This window comes from Agriterribacter sp. (assembly GCF_035497235.1).
Lineage (GTDB): Bacteria > Bacteroidota > Bacteroidia > Chitinophagales > Chitinophagaceae > Agriterribacter.
In genome coordinates this window covers 1-19694 of the sequence record NZ_DATJEB010000058.1, presented here as the reverse complement: position 1 = coordinate 19694, position 19694 = coordinate 1, and the positions used below count along the sequence as shown (strand labels likewise).

Below are 19694 nucleotides of genomic sequence, written 5' to 3'. Positions count from 1 at the left end.
AACGTGAAGGAGAGAGATTGAATTTCACGTCTCTCTCCTCTCACATCTTAGCACAGATAGCATAAACCAGTGTTCATTTTTTTAATCCTTAACATTCAAATTACCGTAATGAGATTCAACGTGCTGATAAGCTGTTTGTTTTATTTAATAACTACAGCAAAACTATATGCCGGGATAGCAGATACCACGCAAATACCCATTTTTGCCTGGGGTGGGGTTCCCCCTGAAGAAACCAGTGCAGCCCGTTATGAAGAAATGAAGAACGCGGGAATCACCATCAGCCTTACACGCAGCACTACAATAGATTCTATGGCCATGATGCTGGATATGGCGGAGCAAGCAGGTGTTCAATTAATTGTACGTTGTCCCGAACTTCAAACCAATCCGGAAAGCACAGTAAGGCGCTTTATGAATCATCCCGCTACTGGGGGATATTATCTTACGGATGAACCATCCGCGTTGGCGTTTGAAGCGTTAGGCCTATGGGCAAATCGTATAAGAGCTATAGATAGCCAGCATTTCTGTTATCTGAACCTGCTACCTAATTACGCCGTTCCTGCTCAACTGGGTACAGCTTCTTATCAGCAACATGTGAGGGCGTTTATGAACAGTGTTCCTGTACCCTTCCTGTCGTTCGATCATTATCCCGTAATTGAAAATAAAGGCGGGCGATCTTTGCGTAAAGAATGGTTTGAAAACCTGGAAATCATCGCCGGGGAATCAAAAAAAGAAAACAAACCTTTTTGGGCTTTTGCGCTAAGCGTGGCACATGGTTTATACCCGGTTCCAACACTGGCAGAAATAAGATTGCAGGTATTTGCCAACCTTGCGTATGGTGCACAGGGAATACAATATTTCACCTACTGGACTCCCAAAAATAAATCTCAATACGCCTACCATAACGGTCCTATAGGTGACAATAAGAAAAGAACAGGAGTTTATGAAATGATCAGGACAGTAAACAGGGAAATTCAAAATCTTTCCGGAATATTGCTATCATCTAAAGTAATATCTGTTGAACATACCGGCAAAGAGATTCCGGATGGTACGCAACGCCTTGCTAAACTGCCTGAAGGCGTTAAAAAGATCAGTATAAAAGGAGAAGGAGCAATTGTGTCGGTACTTGAAAAAGAGGGTGTCCGTTATATGGTAATTGTGAATAGAGACTTTGTGAATCCTATGAAGTTAACGATCAAAAGCCGCAGCACCCTTGAAAAAGTATCAAAGAATGGTACTATGCTAAATACCCGCAAACATTCCTCATCTGTAGCAATTGGTCCCGGGGATATTGCGGTATACAGGCTGAACAATATAAACGGAATATCGTTTAAATAACAACCCATAAACTGCCAAAAAACACAAAGCGCTTAGCGGCTCAGCAAATTTACCGGTAAAATAAATTCCCACAGGTTGGCGTTATTTGCGCCAACCACATTCTTATCTATCAGCCTGCTATACCGTATACCAAAACTAACCGCCTGCTGGTTCCACCATTTGGTATCAAAAAAAATTTCAGTTCCGGTACTTCTGAATGAAAAAACATCACCGGTACGTAAACTTTTTGACTGTGCGTAATCAAAAAACAGGTTGGCTCTTATACGGGAGAAATACACAAGTTGCGCAAAGCCCCAATCCGGGTAAGCCAGCGGAAAATGATAATTAACACTCCCCTTCCACATGCGTGGCGCATCAATGCCATTATAACCACGGGCAAAAGGGAAATTATTGGAAAAACGGTACTGATCGGCCGTATCGCGCAATTGAAAAGCGCCGCTAAGCACAATACTGTGATTAACACCTATGCCCGGGAAATACAATGATGCCGATGTAAGCAATTGATGAGCGGTATGATCATTAATAACGGTGCGGTACCGCAGCAAAAAACTTTGTGCAAAATGCGGGTTAATGTGCTGTACCGCCTGCTGGGTTTGACTACCCCAGTTAACCGAAAACTGCAGGTAATGGAATAGCGGCCCCGCAATGCTGTCTTTATACCTTCCCGTTATATTCAGTTGCTCCACATTAAAAGAAGAAGCGAGCGTAAGATTTTTATACCACCGGCCTTTCGTAAAATCAAGCGGGAGGCTCAGACCTACATTAGCATTCAACTCGTTCCACCGTATCGTTCTTACGCTGTCGTTTACCTTCCTGTTGAATGTGTAAGACGCACCGCCCGTTACCCATGGAAACCAGGCGCCATACATGCCGGCAAAGCCGGTTTTATGACTTCCTTCATTTTCGTTATAGGTATAATACAATTGCGATTGAAAAGTATTGAGGATGTTTTGTCCGTATACTGTAAAACTCCATTCCGGCTGCTCGTAATAAGGACGCCAGCTATGAAAATTGAATGGAGCCGATAATTTGCCGTATGTTGAAACCGGGTACCGACCATATGGAATGCTGTCTAAAATATTACCGCCTGTTTGCTGCAAAGCGCCGGGTAAATACAAATCAGGCGCATTTACCGTAGCAATATGCATTAGCGGCTGCCAGTCTTCCGCTTTTAACTGCTTTCCCTTTAGCTGTAAACCTTTTGCGGTAAAGCTGCTCCATACTAACCGCCCTGCATTATTAATGGCAGGCTGGTAAGCGCCTAACAGTTCATTAGTGAGCTTAAAAAGATTTCTTGTTTTAATATCCACCGCAAAAATATCATCCTGGTAACCGCTGCCTGCCGAAAAATATACCGTATCTCCTTTTAATAAGGGAAACCCTTTTATTTCATAACTCCAGGGCAGCAGGTTATCCGTTTTCCCCGTTTGCAGGTTAACCATGGCCACAGTCATTAATCCCTGCGTATTTCTTATACAGGAAACCACATGATCCTTATCATAAAATGCAGGATAGGTATAGATGAGCCGCTCCGCAGGTTGAGGCATCCGGTGCAACAGCGCCCCGGTGGCTGCATCCAGCACATGCAGTTCCTGCTGCTGATCGGGTGTAAACTGCACGGCAACAATCATCGTACCATCCTGCAACAGATTGGGCTGGAAGTATTTACTGCAATGCGTTAATTGCACCACCTGCTTTGTTGTTATATCCAGCACTTTTATTACGCTGTAATCTCTTCCACTCCACCGTGCGTCCGGTTCGTATGCCGTATATACTATTTTGCCATTACGGTAAGCATAATAATCATCGCGTGCAATATCTTTAACCCTGATCTTTTCTTTTCCGTTTGCTGTAATCAGCCACCAGGCAGGCAGGCTGCGATATGTTTTTTTCAGCACGATCATTGAATCTTCACCTGCAAAGTAAGGCAGCGAATAATCCGATACATACCGGTTATTACCTGTAGTAATAAAAGAATCTCCGGCAGAAAGCGCCGATTGTTCTTTATAAAACTGCAGGGCATTTTTTACAAAATCACCATACGCTATTCCGGTATGCTTTTTTACTGCCTTTTGAAAAGGATAAAACAATCCTTTAAACCGCGCCGCATCATCGGTTACTGCGGTCCAAAACCGGTCTCCATATTTTTCCCTGCCATAGCCCGTCAGTAAATAGCCCAATGCATAATGATCGGGAATATAGTGCCGCAACGAGCCATTGCGCAATTTCATAAAGCTGTATTTTTTATTTGCCTCCCAAAGCGACCGGTAGCCGTTAAAAAAACCGGGCAGCCGCCCTCTTCCCTGTCCGCTTACGGCTGTTTCCTGGAAAACAGCGTCTCCTTCAAAAAACCAGTTCGGTATAGCCGCGCTGTTGGCAACGGCCTGCCCCTCTTCACCCAGGATAATATACGCGAGCTTTGATAACCCTTTCCTGTAATTCATATACTGCTGTACATGCCTGTATTCATGGATAGCCAAATTTTCGGCCCAGGGCAAACTGCCTAATTGAAAACTGTTGAACTGGGGTGTAAGAAAAAATTCGCTGCGCCAGGGGGCAAGTCCAACATAACCATTTGCCAGGGTAGTTTGGTTCTGCAATACCATATTGATCTTACGTTGACCAGTACCCGCAGTAGCGCTGGTATGCCGGTTAAGATAATGAACAATGCCGGCTATACGCTGCGCCGTTGTATCAAGTTCCCGGGGATAAATAACCCGGGCTTCAGGCGTATTTACCTGCCGCCATTTAACCGAAGGCGGATTAGCGCCAAACTCCTGGGAAAAAGCAGGAAGTCCAAAAAAAAATGACAGCCATAACAGGGAATATGCGCGCATAGCAAACAATTACAATCTAAATATACACCCAAAACGGGTTGCCGTTGGTCCGCTTTATGTACATGGCTTCATCAAACCGGTTTCGCCGGGTAGCGGTTTACATTGTGCTGCAATATAAAAGTGAGCGGCATTTTTTGCCGGCATTTAATTATTTTTTACATCAAACACCCGATAATTGCATGATTGTTATTATCTTTTCGCGGTAAAATTCAAATATACAGTCCGGCAGATATTTTTTTCAACCCGGCATTCCATATAAAACCTTACCGCCACTTTCGGTATCCTTTATTTTTAATTGTTAGCACAAGCCTTTAATAACACATGACAGCACATGACAGCTTTAACAGGGGTATAGTATACTTTTGAATGCAGATTGCTTATACCATTAGAAAAGATTAAAGAATGCAGGTAATTTTAGGAATTGTATATCATTTTATAGGAGGTTTCGCGTCAGGCAGTTTTTATACACCGTTTAAGAAAGTCAAGGGCTGGGCCTGGGAAAGTTACTGGATAGCAGGAGGCATTTTTTCCTGGTTAATTGTTCCCCCACTGGCTGCTTATTTAACCATTCCCGGTTTTGCGGAAATCATTAAAAGCACCGATGGCAGCATTCTATGCATTACTTATTTGTTTGGTGTGCTTTGGGGCATCGGCGGGTTAACTTACGGACTGGGTGTGCGTTACTTAGGCATTTCGCTGGGTACCAGTATTATATTAGGTTTATGCATGGTATTTGGTTCGCTTATACCTTCTGTATACTATAATTTTTTTCCGAAAGAGGGTAAGGATACATTTAGTATGCTTATCCATTCAAAATGGGGGTTATATGCCCTTGCAGGGCTGGCGGTGTGTGTGCTGGGAATTGTTTTCTGCGGTAAAGCAGGAATCATGAAAGAAAAAACGCTCAATATACCCGGTACCGATCCGCACGGCATGCAAATCAAAACCGAATACAAATTTGGACTGGGTTTACTGGTTTCCATTGTATCCGGCATTTTAAGTGCATGTTTTAACTTTGGTATAGAATCCGGAAAATCAATGGCGGATACCGCCAATGAATTATGGAAAACAGCGCATCCGGGGCAGGGAGAGTTTTTATTTCAGAACAATGTAACCTTTGTGGTAATACTGTGGGGCGGACTTACCACTAACTTTATATGGTGTATGATCCTAAACGCCCGCAACAAAACTTTTGGCGATTACACCAATGCAAAAACACCGCTACTGTCTAATTATATCTTTTCCGCTTTAGCCGGCATTACCTGGTTCTTCCAGTTTTTCTTTTACGGCATGGGCGAAAGCAAGATGGGCAATGGCGCCAGTTCGTGGATATTGCACATGGCCTTTATTATTTTAGTAGCTAACTTTTGGGGTATTGTGCTGAAAGAATGGAAAGATGTGAGCAGCAAAACAAAAGCCATGATTACGCTGGGTATTATTACCATCATTATAGCCGTTTTACTGGTGGGTTACGGCAATTCACTAAAATAAATTAATAAAACACTAAAATAAAAAATATGCCTTCTGTTACAACAAATGAATTTAAGCACGTGAGCTATTTATGGGATGATGCCAAAGCAGCAGCACTTGCAGGAGATGAAGTGGGTTTGCTGATTTACCGTTCTAATTTATTAGGCGCCGATCTGCGGCTTACCAATTACGGCGGCGGCAACACCTCATGCAAAGTAATGGCAAAAGATCCGCTTACCGGCAAAGAAACAGAAGTGATGTGGGTAAAGGGTTCCGGAGGAGATTTGGGTACGTTAAAGAAAAGCGGGCTGGCGGCTTTGTATACAGATCGCCTCAGAAGCCTGACGAATGTATATCGTGGTATTGATCATGAAGATGAAATGGTGGAGCTGTTTAATCACTGCATTTTTGATCTGAGCTCCAAAGCACCTTCCATAGATACGCCTTTGCATGGCTTTCTTCCGTTTAAGCATATTGATCACCTGCATCCTGATGCTGCTATTGCCATTGCCGCTGCCAAAGATGGCAAACGCATTACGCAGGAACTTTTTAACGGCACCATAGGCTGGGTAGAATGGCAACGCCCAGGCTTTGACCTTGGCTTACAATTAAAACAATGTTTGGATGAGAACCCGGGCATACGGGGCATAATGCTTGGCTCGCATGGTTTGTTTACCTGGGGCGACACCGCCTTTGAAAGCTATATCAATACCCTGGAAGTAATTGAACGCTGCGCAGCTTATCTTGAAGAAAATATAAAAAACAAACCCGTATTTGGCGGCGCCAAACTGGAATCTTTAGCCAAAGAAGAAAGATTGGATAAAGCAGCGGCTTTAGCGCCCGTACTCAGGGGCTTCTGCTCTTCCGGTGTAAAAATGATCGGTCATTTTACGGATGACGAAAGGGTATTGGAATATATCAATTCCAATGACCTGGAAAGATTAGCCCCGATGGGTACCAGTTGTCCTGATCATTTCTTAAGAACAAAGATCAGCCCGCTGGTGCTGAACCTTACTGCCGGCGAAAGTGTAGCGGATGTTGCCGCTGTAAAAGAAAAGCTGAAGCCGCAATTTGAGGCTTACAGGAAGATGTATACGGCCTATTACGAAAAATGCAAACATTCCAATAGTCCCGCCATGCGCGATGCCAACCCGGTAGTGATATTATACCCCGGCGTGGGCATGTTTACTTTTGCAAAAGATAAGCAAACAGCACGGGTAGCCGCCGAGTTTTATATTAATGCTATTAATGTAATGAAAGGCGCTGAAGCCATTTCTGAATATACTTCCCTGCCCCGGCAGGAAGCTTTTAATATTGAGTACTGGCTACTGGAAGAAGCCAAGCTGCAGCGTATGCCAAAACCTAAAGCCTTATCCGGCCGGATTGCATTAGTAACAGGCAGCGCGGGAGGTATTGGCAAAGCCATTGCCAAAAAATTTGCAGATGAAGGCGCGGTAGTAATGGTAAATGATAACGATGCAGAAAGGCTGGCGAATGCAAAAAAAGATTTCGCTGATCATTATGGTAAAGACGTTTTTTCTGCAGAGCTATTGGATGTTACCGATGCGAATACGATTCGTAAAACGTTTAAAGCTGCGGCCCTGGCTTTTGGCGGTGTTGATATTGTGGTTAACTGTGCCGGTTTATCTATTTCAAAGCCATTGGAAGAGCATACCGAAAAAGACTGGGACCTGCTGTATGATGTGCTGGTAAAAGGACAGTTTCTTATTACGCAGGAAGGTGTAAACGTTATGCGCAAACAGGATATGGGAGGCGATGTTATTAATATTGTAAGTAAAAACGCGCTGGTGAGCGGGCCTAATAATGCAGGCTACGGGTCGGCCAAGGCAGCCCAATTACATTTAAGCCGCTTAAACGCTGCTGAATTAGGAAAGGATCATATTCGCGTTAACGTGGTAAATCCGGATGCCGTTATTTCCGACAGCAAAATATGGGCGGGCGCATGGGCGCAGGGCCGTGCCAAAGCATACGGCGTAACAGTAGAAGAGTTGCCCGGGTTTTACGCCAAACGTACTTTACTGAACGAAATTATTTTACCTGAAGATATCGCTAACGCCTGCTTTGCTTTTACAGGGGGCTTATTAAACAAGGCCACGGGCAATGTGCTGAACATTGACGGTGGCGTTGCCATGGCTTTTGTAAGATAAGAGCAATATTAAATCCGAAGGCGGAAAACCTAAACTCGAAGGAATACATGAAGAACCAAATAAAAATTCAAATCCGAAATTTTCGCACGGGCGGGAGGAAATTCGAAGAAGACTGTCAGCAATCAGCCTTCAGTAATGAGCAATACAAAAAGAAGAGGTATTCAGCCAGTCATTAGTGGTTATCTAACACAGAATCTGACGGCTGAACCCTGTAACATTTGCAGACCAAGAACTATAAACTATAAACTATAGCCACAAATCTCAAATTTTAAATCTCAAATTCGCATGCACCGCCTGGCGTTTAAACTGAAATTGCACAAGGGCTTTGAAGCCGAATACCAAAAGCGGCATGAGGCTATATGGCCGGAATTGCAGGCATTATTAAAAGAAACCGGCATAGCGGAATATTCTATTTTTCTGGAGGAAGCCACCGGAAGCCTGTTCGGTTATTTAAGGATTAACGACAAAGCCGCCATGCAGGCATTACCGCAACACCCCGTTATGCAACGGTGGTGGCATTATATGAAAGATATTATGGAAGTGAATGCTGATGAGTCGCCGGTAAGCATACCATTGAAAGAGGTTTTTTACATGCCATAAAAATAAGATCATGCAGATAGAAAAATATAAGTTGGAAAGCCATAACGAATCTTTGCTGAAAGTACATCGCAGCAAATTTGCATATAGCAGTGCAAACATTGAACAAGCGGAAAGTATTGTAAAAAAACTTACCAACTTCCAGGTAGCCATTCCCAGTTGGGCTTTGGGAACCGGCGGTACAAGGTTTGGCAGGTTTTCGGGTGGCGGTGAGCCGCGTAACCTCGAAGAAAAAATAGAAGATATTGGCTTGCTGCACGCACTCAACCAATCAAGCGGCGCCATATCGCTTCATATTCCATGGGACATTCCTGAAAATCCTTCGCATATTAAAGCGCTGGCCGCCCGGCACGGACTGCAGTTCGATGCCATGAATTCTAACACTTTCCAGGATCAGCCCGGCCAGCAGTTCAGCTACAAATTCGGGTCGCTGCAAAATGTAAACAAAGCCATCCGCCAGCAGGCCATTGATCATAATATTGAAGTTATCCGCCATGGCGTGGAGCTGGGCTCCACCTCCTTAACCGTATGGCTTTCCGATGGCTCCTGCTTTCCCGGACAGCTTAATTTCCGGGAAGCCTTTCAACATACATTAAACGGCTTACAGGAAATTTACAGGGCATTACCCCACAACTGGAAAATGTTTGTAGAATATAAAGCTTTTGAACCTAATTTTTATTCTACTACAGTTGGCGACTGGGGACAATCGTATTTGTATACCAGCAAGCTGGGCAATAAAGCCTATACCCTGGTTGACCTGGGTCATCACCTGCCCAACGCCAATATTGAACAAATTGTTTCTCTTTTACTGATGGAAGGAAAATTGGGCGGCTTTCATTTCAACGATTCCAAATACGGAGATGATGACCTTACAGCAGGAAGTATTAAACCCTACCAGTTGTTTCTCATCTTTAATGAGCTGGTAGAAGGTATGGATGCCAAAGGCATGAACCATGCTACCGGCCTGGGCTGGATGATTGACGCATCGCACAACGTAAAAGATCCGCTGGAAGACCTGGCGCAATCGGTTGAAGCTATACTTATAGCCTATGCGCAGGCTTTATTAACCGACAGTAAAGCCCTGCAGGAAGCCCGCCAAAATAACGATGTGGTAAAGGCACAGGAAATATTGCAGCACGCTTTTCGTACCGATGTGCGACCGTTAGTAGCCGAAGCCAGGCTCCGTGCAGGAGGAGCGCTAAACCCTATAGCTTTATTCCGCAATGAAAAAATACGGGAACAACTTATCAAAAACAGGGGTACAAAAACGGTAGCTACGGGGCTGTAAAAGTGGTAAGTAGTAAGCGTCTTGTCCTGTCAACGGTCAGTAGGGAGTAGTCAGTTAAAATAGCGGAGGGTAACTCACCTTTCACCCCTCACTCCCATTTTTTTTCGGAGCAGAACACAAGTAAAATAAGCACTATCCCTTTTTTGCTGTTCAACGCCCACCTCCTATCTTTATATTATGATGAGCAATAGTATGCCAGTTATAGCTATTTACGATATCGGCAAAACCAACAAAAAAGTATTCCTGTTTAACGAAGCCTACGAAGTAGTATATGAAAAAAGCGCCACGCTTCCCGAAACAACAGACGAGGACGGGTATCCCTGTGAAAACCTGGAATTGCTGACACAATGGATCAGGGAATCGTTCAGTGAAATAACCGGGTTAAAGGCGTTTAATATAGTAGCCGTTAATTTCACTTCTTACGGCGCCAGTTTTGTACACATTGACAAGAATGGCAACCCGTTAACCCCCTTATACAATTATCTTAAACCCTATCCGGAAGATTTAAAAAAGAAATTCTACAGCAGGTACGGCGGAGAAATAATGCTCTCCATGCATACCGCTTCGCCGGTATTGGGCAGTTTAAATTCGGGCATGCAATTATACCGTTTAAAGTATGAGCAAAAAGCGGTATTCGACCAAATTGCTTACTCCCTGCATCTTCCGCAATACATAAGTTATTTGCTTACCGGAAAAACCTGTTCGGATATTACCAGCATTGGCTGCCATACCAACCTCTGGAATTTCCCGCAACACAATTATCACGAATGGGTATACAGGGAAGGGGTGATGGATAAGCTACCGCCCATTTTTGCATCAGACGGCGTAAAAGAAATAACGCTTTCGGGGAAAATGTTCAGGGCCGGCGTTGGCTTACACGACAGTTCAGCAGCGCTTATTCCCTATCTCACCAATTTCAGGGAACCCTTTATACTGATTTCCACAGGCACATGGTCTATCAGCTTCAACCCATTTAACAGCCTGCCCCTTACGGTGGAAGAACTGCAGCAGGATTGCCTGTGTTATATGACCTATCAGGGCAGCCCGGTAAAAGCTTCGCGTTTATTTGCAGGATACGAGCATGAGCAGCAGGTTAAACGCCTGGCTGCGCATTTTAACAAGCCTGCGGATTATTATACTACTGTAAAATTTGATAAAAGCATTGCTGCCGCCTTGCAGTTGCTGCCTGAAGTGCATGCAAAAGATGCAGCGTCTATAACCGTTTTCCCCGAAAGAGATATAAATGCATTCGGCAGCTACGAGCGGGCTTATCACCAGCTCATGCTGGATATTATGAGCAGGCAAATCAATTCTACGGGGCTGGTACTGGAAGGCACTGATGTAAAACGGATTTTTGTTGACGGAGGGTTTGGTAAAAATCCGCTGTACATGCATTTGCTGGCGGAAGCCTTTCCAGGCATTGAAGTATATGCCGCATCCATAGCACAGGCAACCGCGCTTGGAGCGGCGCTGGCCATACATCCGCACTGGAGCAGCAAACCGGCCCCTGCCGATACGATTAAATTAATGTATTATAATACCAGTACTATACAAAAGTAACGGCATTCCATACAGCAATTGAGTCATCCGGTGCCTGCTTACGGCTACTTGTCCACCTCCTGTGGAAAAAAAGAATAGTATATATCCACCTGTACAACCGATATTTATCCCGATTCTCTTACAATAAAAGGGGGATTCGTTCGTCTATACCTTATTCAAGATTTCCCATGGAAGAAACCCGTGAAATAAATGCGCTATTGCATCTTATAGATGATCCGGATCATGAGGTATTTGATACCGTTAGCAACAGAATTGTAAGCTATGGCAGGCCCATCATTCCCAACCTGGAACATTTATGGGAAAATACCCCTGATGAAATGATCCAGGGGAAAATAGAATTACTCATACACCGGCTCCACTTTCAGGAATTACAGGCCAACATGTCTGCATATGCAAAATCCACCCGGCACGATCTGTTAGAAGGATCATTGCTGGTTGCAAGATACCAATACCCCGACATGGCAGATACGCCTGTTTTACAGGAAATAGAAAAAATAAAACGTAATATCTGGCTTGAACTCAACAGCTATCTTACCGCGCTGGAACAGGTTAATATTATTAACCGCATCTTTTTTACATACTATAAATTTAAAGGCGTTGAAGTATCTTACCAGCACCCGGAAGAATTTCTCATCAACAAAGTACTGGAAACCAAACGCGGCAATTCAATCATTAATGGCATATTACTCCAGTTGCTGTGCGGGTTACTTGATATCCCCGTAAAAGCAATTCAAATACCCCGCCAGTACCTGCTCGCTTATTTTGATACCGCTTACGACTATTTCAATCCGAAAAAAGAAAATGGTAATAATATACTTTTTTATATTGATCCCATGAACGGCCAGGTATACACGCACAAAGACGTAGAAAGCTATTTTAAAAAAATAGGCGTTCCCATCACCAGTTCCTATTTCAAACCCATGGATCACAGGCGTATTTTCCAATTTTTGCTGGAAGAGCTGGCCAAATGTTTCGACACCAGGGATAACCGCTATAAGCAAACGGAGCTGCTTGCACTTGCCGGTGCAATGGGGTACGATAATACCTTAAAATGAAGAAGGGACGTTTTGTGCGGTACTTTATTTTACTGCTGGTATGCTGCGGCTTGTTCTGGCTGTATTACCGCAATAATGCCGCCCAGCAGGCTACGGAAAAAACCAGCAGCTTTAACCGGAATCTTACACCGCTTATTTATACCCGTCATGCCCGCTGCAGAATGGGTTGCCGGCATATTGACGACAGCGAAATAAAAGAGATACTGCAAAAAGGTAAGATCAACTACAGTAAAAGTAACCTGCATTCAAAGCCCGATCCCAAATATGCACTGGAAGGCATAACACACGATAATCAGCAGGTACGTATTATTTTTGCTCCTTCCAAAAGCGGCATGGTAGTTATTACCTGTATAGATTTGGATGAAGCATGGGAATGTAACTGCAATTGAATCCGGCGCTATTTATCACAAAGCACAATGATTATTCATGCACCTGCTGGCTAAAGCACTTTCGTGGCTCTACAATATATATGCAATACTTCTATTTGTATTGCTGATGCTTATCCTGTTTCCCTTTGTAATCATTGCTTCCCTGGCCGGACCTGTATGGGGAGGAAATGCCATCTACCGTATTTGCATGTTATGGGGCGACATATGGTTTCCGCTGGTGGGTATTATGCATAAGAACATCTATGAATCGCCGCACGATAAAAAAAGATCCTATATTTTCGTCAGCAACCACATTTCCTTTCTTGACGCCGCCGTAATTGTTAAAACCTACCGGCAACCTATACGCGCTTTAGGTAAAAAGGAAACCGCCGGTATCCCGGTGTTTGGGTACATTTATAAGCATGCCATAGTAACCGTTGACCGGGTCAGTGCGGCAGACCGCTCCAGAAGCGTGCGCAAGCTAAAAGCGGTGTTGCGAAGCGGTATTTCTATTTTAATATTTCCCGAAGGCACGTTTAATGAAACAGGCAGCGCCCTGAAATCTTTTTTCGATGGCGCTTTTCGTATTGCCATTGAAACGCAAACCCCCATTAAGCCGGTTTTGTTTCTTGATGTATTCAACAGAATGCCTTATGGAAAATTACTGTCGCTTACACCAGGCAAAAGCAGGGCCGTTTTTATGGATGCAATTGATGTGGATGGCTTAACTATAAAAGATATAGAAACGCTGAAACAAAAAGTATATGCACAAATGGAGGAAGGTTTATTGCATTATGGAGTAAGCTGGGTGAAGTAGGTGTCAGGCATCAGCTATGAGATAATACAACTGCTCCTTTTCACTTCTCACCATTCACCTCTCCTTTAGCGTCATAGTTTATCGTTAGCATACAGCCTTCATTTTCAAATTCCTGCCTGCGGTCTGACGCTCCTTCATCGCGTACCGACAGCCACACTTTCAAATTCCTCACATCCCCACATTTTCACACTCATCTTCCTCACTTCTGCAATTTCACCTCTTCAATGGTATGATTCAGCCTGCTCCTTTCGGCGGCAAAAGCCATCAGGTGGCTTACAACCGAAACATCAATAGTTGAAGAAAGTATTTGTGCATCCTGGTGGCCCACAGCCTGCACCCAGTCCTGCACCAGGCGATGGTCGCCACCACCATGAAAATCTGTTTTCAAACTCCAGGTTGTTTTTTGTCCTGTCCGGAAATCGGTAATGGTATAAGCTTCCATATCTCCAACAATATCGCCTTTTGTGCCCATTATGCGGGTGGCTCTGCCTTCATAAGAAGTAAGCCCTTCCATAGAAAAGGCAGCGGTAATATTTTTGCCAAAACGCATATTCACGGTGAGATGATCGGGCTGGTCATTATCCATACGATATACACAGCGGCCGTAATCGGTGGTCTTTAATTTTTTTAAAATAATATAATCCCAGTTACGGCGCTGTTCGGGCAAATCAAAAACATACAACCTTTTCCTGTCGCGGTAATAGATCTGCAGGGCAGAAAAGGGACAGGTTGCTTCCACAGCGCAATGATCAGTACATCTTTCTGTGCTGCCCGCCGGCGCATTTTCTTTCGTAAATAAACTGAGTCCTCCAAAACACTGCACATCTTCTATAGGCTCATTAATAAGCCATCGCAGAATATCGGTATCATGACAGGATTTTGCCAGTATAATGGGTGAAGATTTCGTACTGTTATGCCAGTTACCCCGTACGTAGGAATGCGCCATATGATCGAACCCTATGGGTTCCATATGCTGCACGCTTACAATATCACCGATGGTGCCGGAAGTAATGATCTCCTTTAACTGTTTAAAATAAGGAGAGTAGCGCAATACATGACATACGCCCACGATCCGGCCCGTAGCTTTTGCCTTTTCGTGTATCAGCCTGCACTCTTCTTCCGTAAGCGCTATGGGCTTTTCCAGCAACACATCATAACCCGCATCTAAAGCGCGCAGGCAGGGAGCCGCATGCAAAGCATCGGGTGTAGCAATAATTACGGCATCGGCAAATTTATCTCTCGCAAAAACATCTTCCCAGTCATAAAAGCGGTTCATTGCGGGAATATTGTGCTTCCGCGCAAACCTCCCGTTACGCACGGCATTTTGGTCGGCAACGCCAACCATGTTTAATTCACCGGGATGAATAAGCGCGTAATCTGCATAAATATTGCCCCTGTTACCTGCCCCGATTAATATGGCGCTTACCGGTTTGCTGAGCGGACGGTGCAAAGGGTTTTTATAAACATCCTGCTTTAAACCTAATATAGCCGCAATTTCCTTCCAGGTAAGGATAATGGATTCTGTTGCCTGGTTAAATGTTTCTACCGCGATGTTCCTGAATGAAAAATTTCTTAAAGGCATGGATATGGTTTTATATTCATCAACTGCGCTAACCCTCCTGTAAATGTAAAGATCATAAGGCAAACGGCAAACCTTACCGCTGCATCTTCACCATGGAGCAGAGCAAACAAACAGGTACCGCAGTCAGGAACACATTTTCATGATAAGGGCAATAAGCAAAAATTGCTTACCTTAAATTTGAATTTATAAAAGCATACCGCATGTCATCAAGAAGAAAATTTATTCAGGCCTCCGCCATTGCCTTGTCTGTATCTTCTTTATCATCATTTACTGGCACTGCCAATCCGTTACAGAACCCTCGCCTGCTGAAAAAAGAATTTTTGCAAACTGGAATGGCGGGTTATTCCTTTGTTAATTACACTATTGATCAAACCATTGCCATAATGAACCGGGTGGCCATAAATAACCTGTCTGTTAAAGACTTCCATCTTCCATTAAACAGTTCACAGCAAACCATTGATGAGGTACTGACCAAATTTAAAAACGGAAGTATACATGTATACGCCGTAGGCGTTATTTATATGAAAACGGAAGCCGAAGCTGACCGCGCGTTTGATTATGCAAAACGGGTAGGTGTAAACCTCATCATTGGCGTTCCGGGTTACGACCTGCTGCGGTATACAGAAAAAAAAGTAAAGGAGTCGGGTATCAGGATGGCTATTCATAATCACGGGCCGGAAGATAAATTGTATCCCGCACCCGGGGATGTGTATACCCGTATCAGCAAAATGGACAAACGCATGGGACTATGTTTGGATATAGGGCATGCTTTTCGCGCTGGCATTAAACCGGAAAAGGCGGTAATTGATTATGCACCAAGAATTTTTGACCTGCATATGAAAGATGTTACCGCTGCAAAAGCGGAAGGTAAGGCAATAGAGGCAGGACGGGGAGCAATTGATTTCCCGGCCCTGGTAGCGGCATTACGTAAAATAAAATATAACGGAGTATGCAGTATAGAATTTGAAAAAGACATGAAAGATGCGTTGCCGGGAATTGCTGAATCGGCAGGATATATAAGGGGAGTAATGAGCTAACAGAAAAACAGGTCAGTTTTCCTTTAGTTTATTTACAAGATTGACGTATTCCTGCATAGCCGCTTCTTTTGTTTTTCCTTTTATGCCCAGCCAGGCTTCGTATTTGGCTTTAGCAACGAAATCGAAAGGATTAGACGGCGGATCGCCTGCATGATCGCCTTCTGTTGATTGCTTGTATAAAGCATACAATTGCAGCAGGGTTTCATTACTTGGCTTTGCAGTAAGGCGCTTACTTTCCGTTGCAGCCTGATCAAACAGTTCTTGCAATTCCATATATCTGTAATTTTGTGTGAAAATACCAAGTCTGTGCTAAATAAAAGTGTTTGACCTGCATATTTATTAACCCTATACTTTTTGCATTATGAATTTTTTTGAAACATTATACCATGAAGTGATTGGTTTTTTTGGCATGGGCCAGCTCATAGATATGTTCAGATCCGGCGATTACAGCCGGTTACTTACACTACAGGGTATTCTCGGCGCCATTTCACCATTTATTCCGTTGTTGCTGGTTATTGAAATCATACGAAGCGCCGCGTATAAAAAGTTTAAGGTGGAAGACTATAAAGTACCTTTCCTGATTTATGTTTTCAACCGGTTTGTATCGCGTTTTATATCAATAGCCGCCGTTGCCTTTTGTATAGGATTGTTTGAAAAATATGCGCCTTTCAAAACGTCATTTACCTGGTACTGGCTGATTTACGGGTATATTATATGGGAGTTTTCGCACTTCATTTATCATTTCCTGGCGCATAAAGTAAGAATATTATGGTGCCTGCATTCCACGCACCACGCGCCACAAACCATGAACCTTTCCGTTACATACACCCATTTTTTCCTTGAAGCGCCATACGCCGATGTAATACGAACTTCAATCTGCATCCTTGCAGGAGTAAATCCACCGCTCCTGTTCTTTATTATGTTTATTGACGGCACATGGGGCGCGTTTATTCATGTAGGAGAAAATATGCTGAAAGACGGCCGCATGGGATTTCTAAATAAGATCATCCTTACCCCGTCACATCACCGGGTACATCATGCCAGGAACCCGTTGTATATGGATACTAATTTCTGCAACCTGCTGAATATATGGGACAAGGCTTTTGGAACTTTTGAAAATGAACACAAAGAAATGCCCATCGAATACGGCATTACCCGGCCCATGAATGCCAACAGCTTTGCGGATGTAAATTTTGGTGAGTTTGCCGTATTATGGCAGGATATTCGCAGGGCGCCCGGTTTCAAAAATAAATTATTGTATTTAATTATGCCCCCGGGATGGAGCCACACCGGGGAACATAAAACGGCAAAAGTAACAAGGCAGCAATACCTGCAAACGCATAAACCATTGAAAGATTAATGCTTATGGATTTTATGCCTATTGTCACATCATCCAGGCATCCCATATCATTCCAACATTATGTTGAACAAAGGCATAGTTACAATAGCTCCCTGAATTTATCTTATCATAAATATTGCATGATTATTGCATTGAGTCTTTTCTACATCAGGCATACAATTATGCCTGGGAAAAGTAGATGTTGAACTGAATGGCGAACAGGAAGGTCATAAATAATTGCATTACCCCGATTCATACAAATTAGAATTTTTAAGTATTCTTTAATTATTTAAGGAGTGAAAACCTTTTATAAGGAACTCTCCTCTTTTAATAATTGATATAGTACAATTATTCACAATACCCTTAAAACCATATTCAGGCAGAACAGGAAAAGGTATACACAGTATAAAATAATCTGCCGGGTTTCAATACTATTACTTTAGTTACGTAACAGAAGATATAACGCATCATGCAATTAACCATTAAGGCTAATCCCTCTCTCCGTTTTTCAAAAATATTAGCAGCGGTAATATGGCACATTCCGCGCAGGCTGACACTTAACATGATATATAAAATTATCATTGTGGGAATGGTGCTGGCTATAACCAGTACACTCAGTTACGCCCAGCCCAACCTGGAAGGAGCTGTTCCCTTAAATTATACAGCAAAAAAAGGAACTCTTTCTATAAGCAACCGGCACTACCGGCTGGGAATGCAATCTTTGCGCTGGGACTGGGTTGCCGGAGATACGCTTATTATAGACCTGGATGCTGAGGAAGAGAAACTGGTAAATGCCAATTTGCTGATATGGGGCCAAAACCATTTTGAAATGTGGGTGCACAATGAAACACCTGCTACAGACACTTTTAATATTGAATTTATTAACTGGCAGGGACGCGACCAATTTCGCTTTAGCTTCAATACAAATTATAACGGTTGGAGAAGGTTGTTGCGCAGTTACAGGCACGACATGCTGAAAGAGTATGTACAATATGATAAATACTGGTGGAACGTAGATAAAATTTACGTACTCGCTCCAACTACAGGAAACGGGTCAATATATATTGATAATATACAATACATTCGAACTTCAGAAATGAAGTACTCCGACAGGCAAATGCCCGACCTCTATGCATTAGCCAGCGAAACTTATTACTCAAGTGATTTTTATTATAGGTTAGATACGCTATCTTCAACCCCGCCTGTAATACCACCTACTGCAAAGCAAATGGAAGAAGTGGGTACCATAAAACAACGAATACTGGAAAGGGGGAAAGGAGAAAAACCTTCCGGAGCTGAATTAAATGATGCCAATTTTAAATATACCACGTATAACATTGAGGTGGAAGGAGATATTATTAGGGGGAAGGACATTGCAGATCCCTCGGAAATAGGAGATATGTTTTCCACTTTTACCAGGAGCTATATCCACACTAACAATACAGACAGCAGGGATAAGGCCATTAACCTGCTCAGGCAAATGCTGGATGGAGGATTAGCCGGTGGCAGCGGCAGGTGGTTTGCGGGAAGTTCCTGGGGATACGATGATATGGTGTTTTTTAAAGCATTAATCAATGCTTCAGTTTTTGTTGATAAAGACTTAAAATTCCAGCTATGGGACTGGCTGCAATGGAGCATGGGTATAAACCTGGGTGGCGAGAACAATAGTGATGGCAAGTTTGATGAAGATAATTTTTATGTATTGCAGGATGCCTATCTCTGCCTTGTAGCATTTAGTCCCGATGATGCCCACGCTGTACGGGATATTCAGCGTCTGACACTTTATATTGAAAAGTTCCTGCAGGTACAAATGGGTAATACCGATGGCATGAAACCTGATGGAACTGCCTTTCACCACTATAGCCATTACAATGCCTATTCTTACACTTTTGCTGCAATTGTAGATCCGATTTTGTATACCTTCAGAGGCACTTCATTTCTCATTAATTCCGAAGCGTATGAAAATCTCAGGAAGGTAGTTTACGCACAATACCTGATGTGCAACAAAACTGAGTATGCAAACAGCCTGAATGGCCGGCATCCATTTTTTTCACGCATCACTTTTTCGGGAGGATTTTTTACAAAAATGACACAGATTGGTGGAGAGATTATGCACACGCCAATAGATGAAATTGTAGCAGGAATGCGCACAAGGCTATACGGTACAGGCGAGCGCCGCCGTGGCCCTGCTGGCGCTGGGCCCCGCCGCGGCGACGGCGGCCGCCCCGAAGAAGATCACGC

At 43.5% G+C, this 19694-nt stretch carries 16 protein-coding genes; 12 read left to right on the top strand and 4 right to left on the bottom strand.

All coding sequences use genetic code 11. From position 1 onward, the window contains the following. Window positions 1-108: 108 nt before the first annotated feature. Window positions 109-1335, top strand: coding sequence for a beta-galactosidase (locus tag VL121_RS20810; protein ID WP_325408542.1), 1227 nt, complete (start codon window positions 109-111; stop codon window positions 1333-1335). Window positions 1336-1367: 32 nt separating this feature from the next. Here the strand turns inward: VL121_RS20810 and VL121_RS20805 are convergent, their stop codons facing one another. Continuing rightward, the gene (locus VL121_RS20805) at window positions 1368-4172 is read right to left on the bottom strand and encodes a hypothetical protein (protein WP_325408541.1); all 2805 of its coding nucleotides are present in this window, start codon (window positions 4170-4172) and stop codon (window positions 1368-1370) included. A 402-nt stretch (window positions 4173-4574) separates the two neighbouring features. On the opposite strand from VL121_RS20805, the gene rhaT reads away from it, so the two are divergent. The 8 genes from rhaT (at window position 4575) to VL121_RS20765 (ending at window position 13495) form a co-directional block, all read left to right on the top strand. Beyond that, a complete protein-coding gene (gene rhaT, locus VL121_RS20800; protein ID WP_325408540.1) occupies window positions 4575-5663 on the top strand; it encodes an L-rhamnose/proton symporter RhaT in 1089 nt (362 codons plus the stop codon). Window positions 5664-5689: 26 nt separating this feature from the next. Next, on the top strand, window positions 5690-7810 hold the full coding sequence (locus tag VL121_RS20795) for a bifunctional aldolase/short-chain dehydrogenase (RefSeq protein ID WP_325408539.1): 2121 nt from the start codon (window positions 5690-5692) through the stop codon (window positions 7808-7810). Window positions 7811-8095: 285 nt separating this feature from the next. Continuing rightward, window positions 8096-8410 (top strand): L-rhamnose mutarotase, encoded by a 315-nt coding sequence (gene rhaM, locus VL121_RS20790; protein WP_325408538.1) that lies wholly within the window; start codon window positions 8096-8098, stop codon window positions 8408-8410. Between the two features lie 10 nt (window positions 8411-8420). Next, window positions 8421-9695 carry a sugar isomerase gene (locus tag VL121_RS20785; protein WP_325408537.1) on the top strand — a complete coding sequence of 425 codons (1275 nt, stop codon included), beginning with the start codon at window positions 8421-8423 and terminating at the stop codon, window positions 9693-9695. A 177-nt stretch (window positions 9696-9872) separates the two neighbouring features. Continuing rightward, window positions 9873-11255: an FGGY-family carbohydrate kinase gene (locus VL121_RS20780; RefSeq protein ID WP_325408536.1), complete on the top strand. Its 1383-nt coding sequence runs from the start codon at window positions 9873-9875 to the stop codon at window positions 11253-11255. Between the two features lie 167 nt (window positions 11256-11422). Beyond that, entirely contained in the window at window positions 11423-12310 is an 888-nt protein-coding gene (locus tag VL121_RS20775; protein WP_325408535.1) for a transglutaminase family protein, read from the top strand. Next, window positions 12307-12699, top strand: coding sequence for a DUF4258 domain-containing protein (locus VL121_RS20770; protein ID WP_325408534.1), 393 nt, complete (start codon window positions 12307-12309; stop codon window positions 12697-12699). The genes VL121_RS20775 and VL121_RS20770 overlap by 4 nt, the downstream gene beginning before the upstream one ends. 37 nt (window positions 12700-12736) lie before the next feature. Continuing rightward, on the top strand, window positions 12737-13495 hold the full coding sequence (locus VL121_RS20765; protein ID WP_325408533.1) for a lysophospholipid acyltransferase family protein: 759 nt from the start codon (window positions 12737-12739) through the stop codon (window positions 13493-13495). A gap of 40 nt (window positions 13496-13535) precedes the next feature. Here VL121_RS20765 and VL121_RS20760 read toward each other — a convergent pair whose 3' ends face one another. Together VL121_RS20760 and VL121_RS20755 are read right to left on the bottom strand one after the other, a co-directional pair. After that, window positions 13536-13667 carry a hypothetical protein gene (locus tag VL121_RS20760; protein ID WP_325408532.1) on the bottom strand — a complete coding sequence of 44 codons (132 nt, stop codon included), beginning with the start codon at window positions 13665-13667 and terminating at the stop codon, window positions 13536-13538. A 27-nt stretch (window positions 13668-13694) separates the two neighbouring features. Next, a complete protein-coding gene (locus VL121_RS20755; protein WP_325408531.1) occupies window positions 13695-15077 on the bottom strand; it encodes a Gfo/Idh/MocA family protein in 1383 nt (460 codons plus the stop codon). A 200-nt stretch (window positions 15078-15277) separates the two neighbouring features. Here VL121_RS20755 and VL121_RS20750 point away from each other — a divergent pair, with 200 nt between their 5' ends. After that, window positions 15278-16114: a sugar phosphate isomerase/epimerase family protein gene (locus VL121_RS20750; protein WP_325408530.1), complete on the top strand. Its 837-nt coding sequence runs from the start codon at window positions 15278-15280 to the stop codon at window positions 16112-16114. A gap of 12 nt (window positions 16115-16126) precedes the next feature. Here VL121_RS20750 and VL121_RS20745 read toward each other — a convergent pair whose 3' ends face one another. After that, entirely contained in the window at window positions 16127-16387 is a 261-nt protein-coding gene (locus tag VL121_RS20745; RefSeq protein ID WP_325408529.1) for an acyl-CoA-binding protein, read from the bottom strand. Between the two features lie 88 nt (window positions 16388-16475). On the opposite strand from VL121_RS20745, the gene VL121_RS20740 reads away from it, so the two are divergent. Together VL121_RS20740 and VL121_RS20735 are read left to right on the top strand one after the other, a co-directional pair. Beyond that, window positions 16476-17474: a sterol desaturase family protein gene (locus VL121_RS20740; protein ID WP_325408528.1), complete on the top strand. Its 999-nt coding sequence runs from the start codon at window positions 16476-16478 to the stop codon at window positions 17472-17474. 448 nt (window positions 17475-17922) lie between these two features. Continuing rightward, a partial coding sequence (locus tag VL121_RS20735) for a chondroitinase family polysaccharide lyase (protein ID WP_325408527.1) occupies window positions 17923-19694 on the top strand: 1772 nt, incomplete at its 3' end.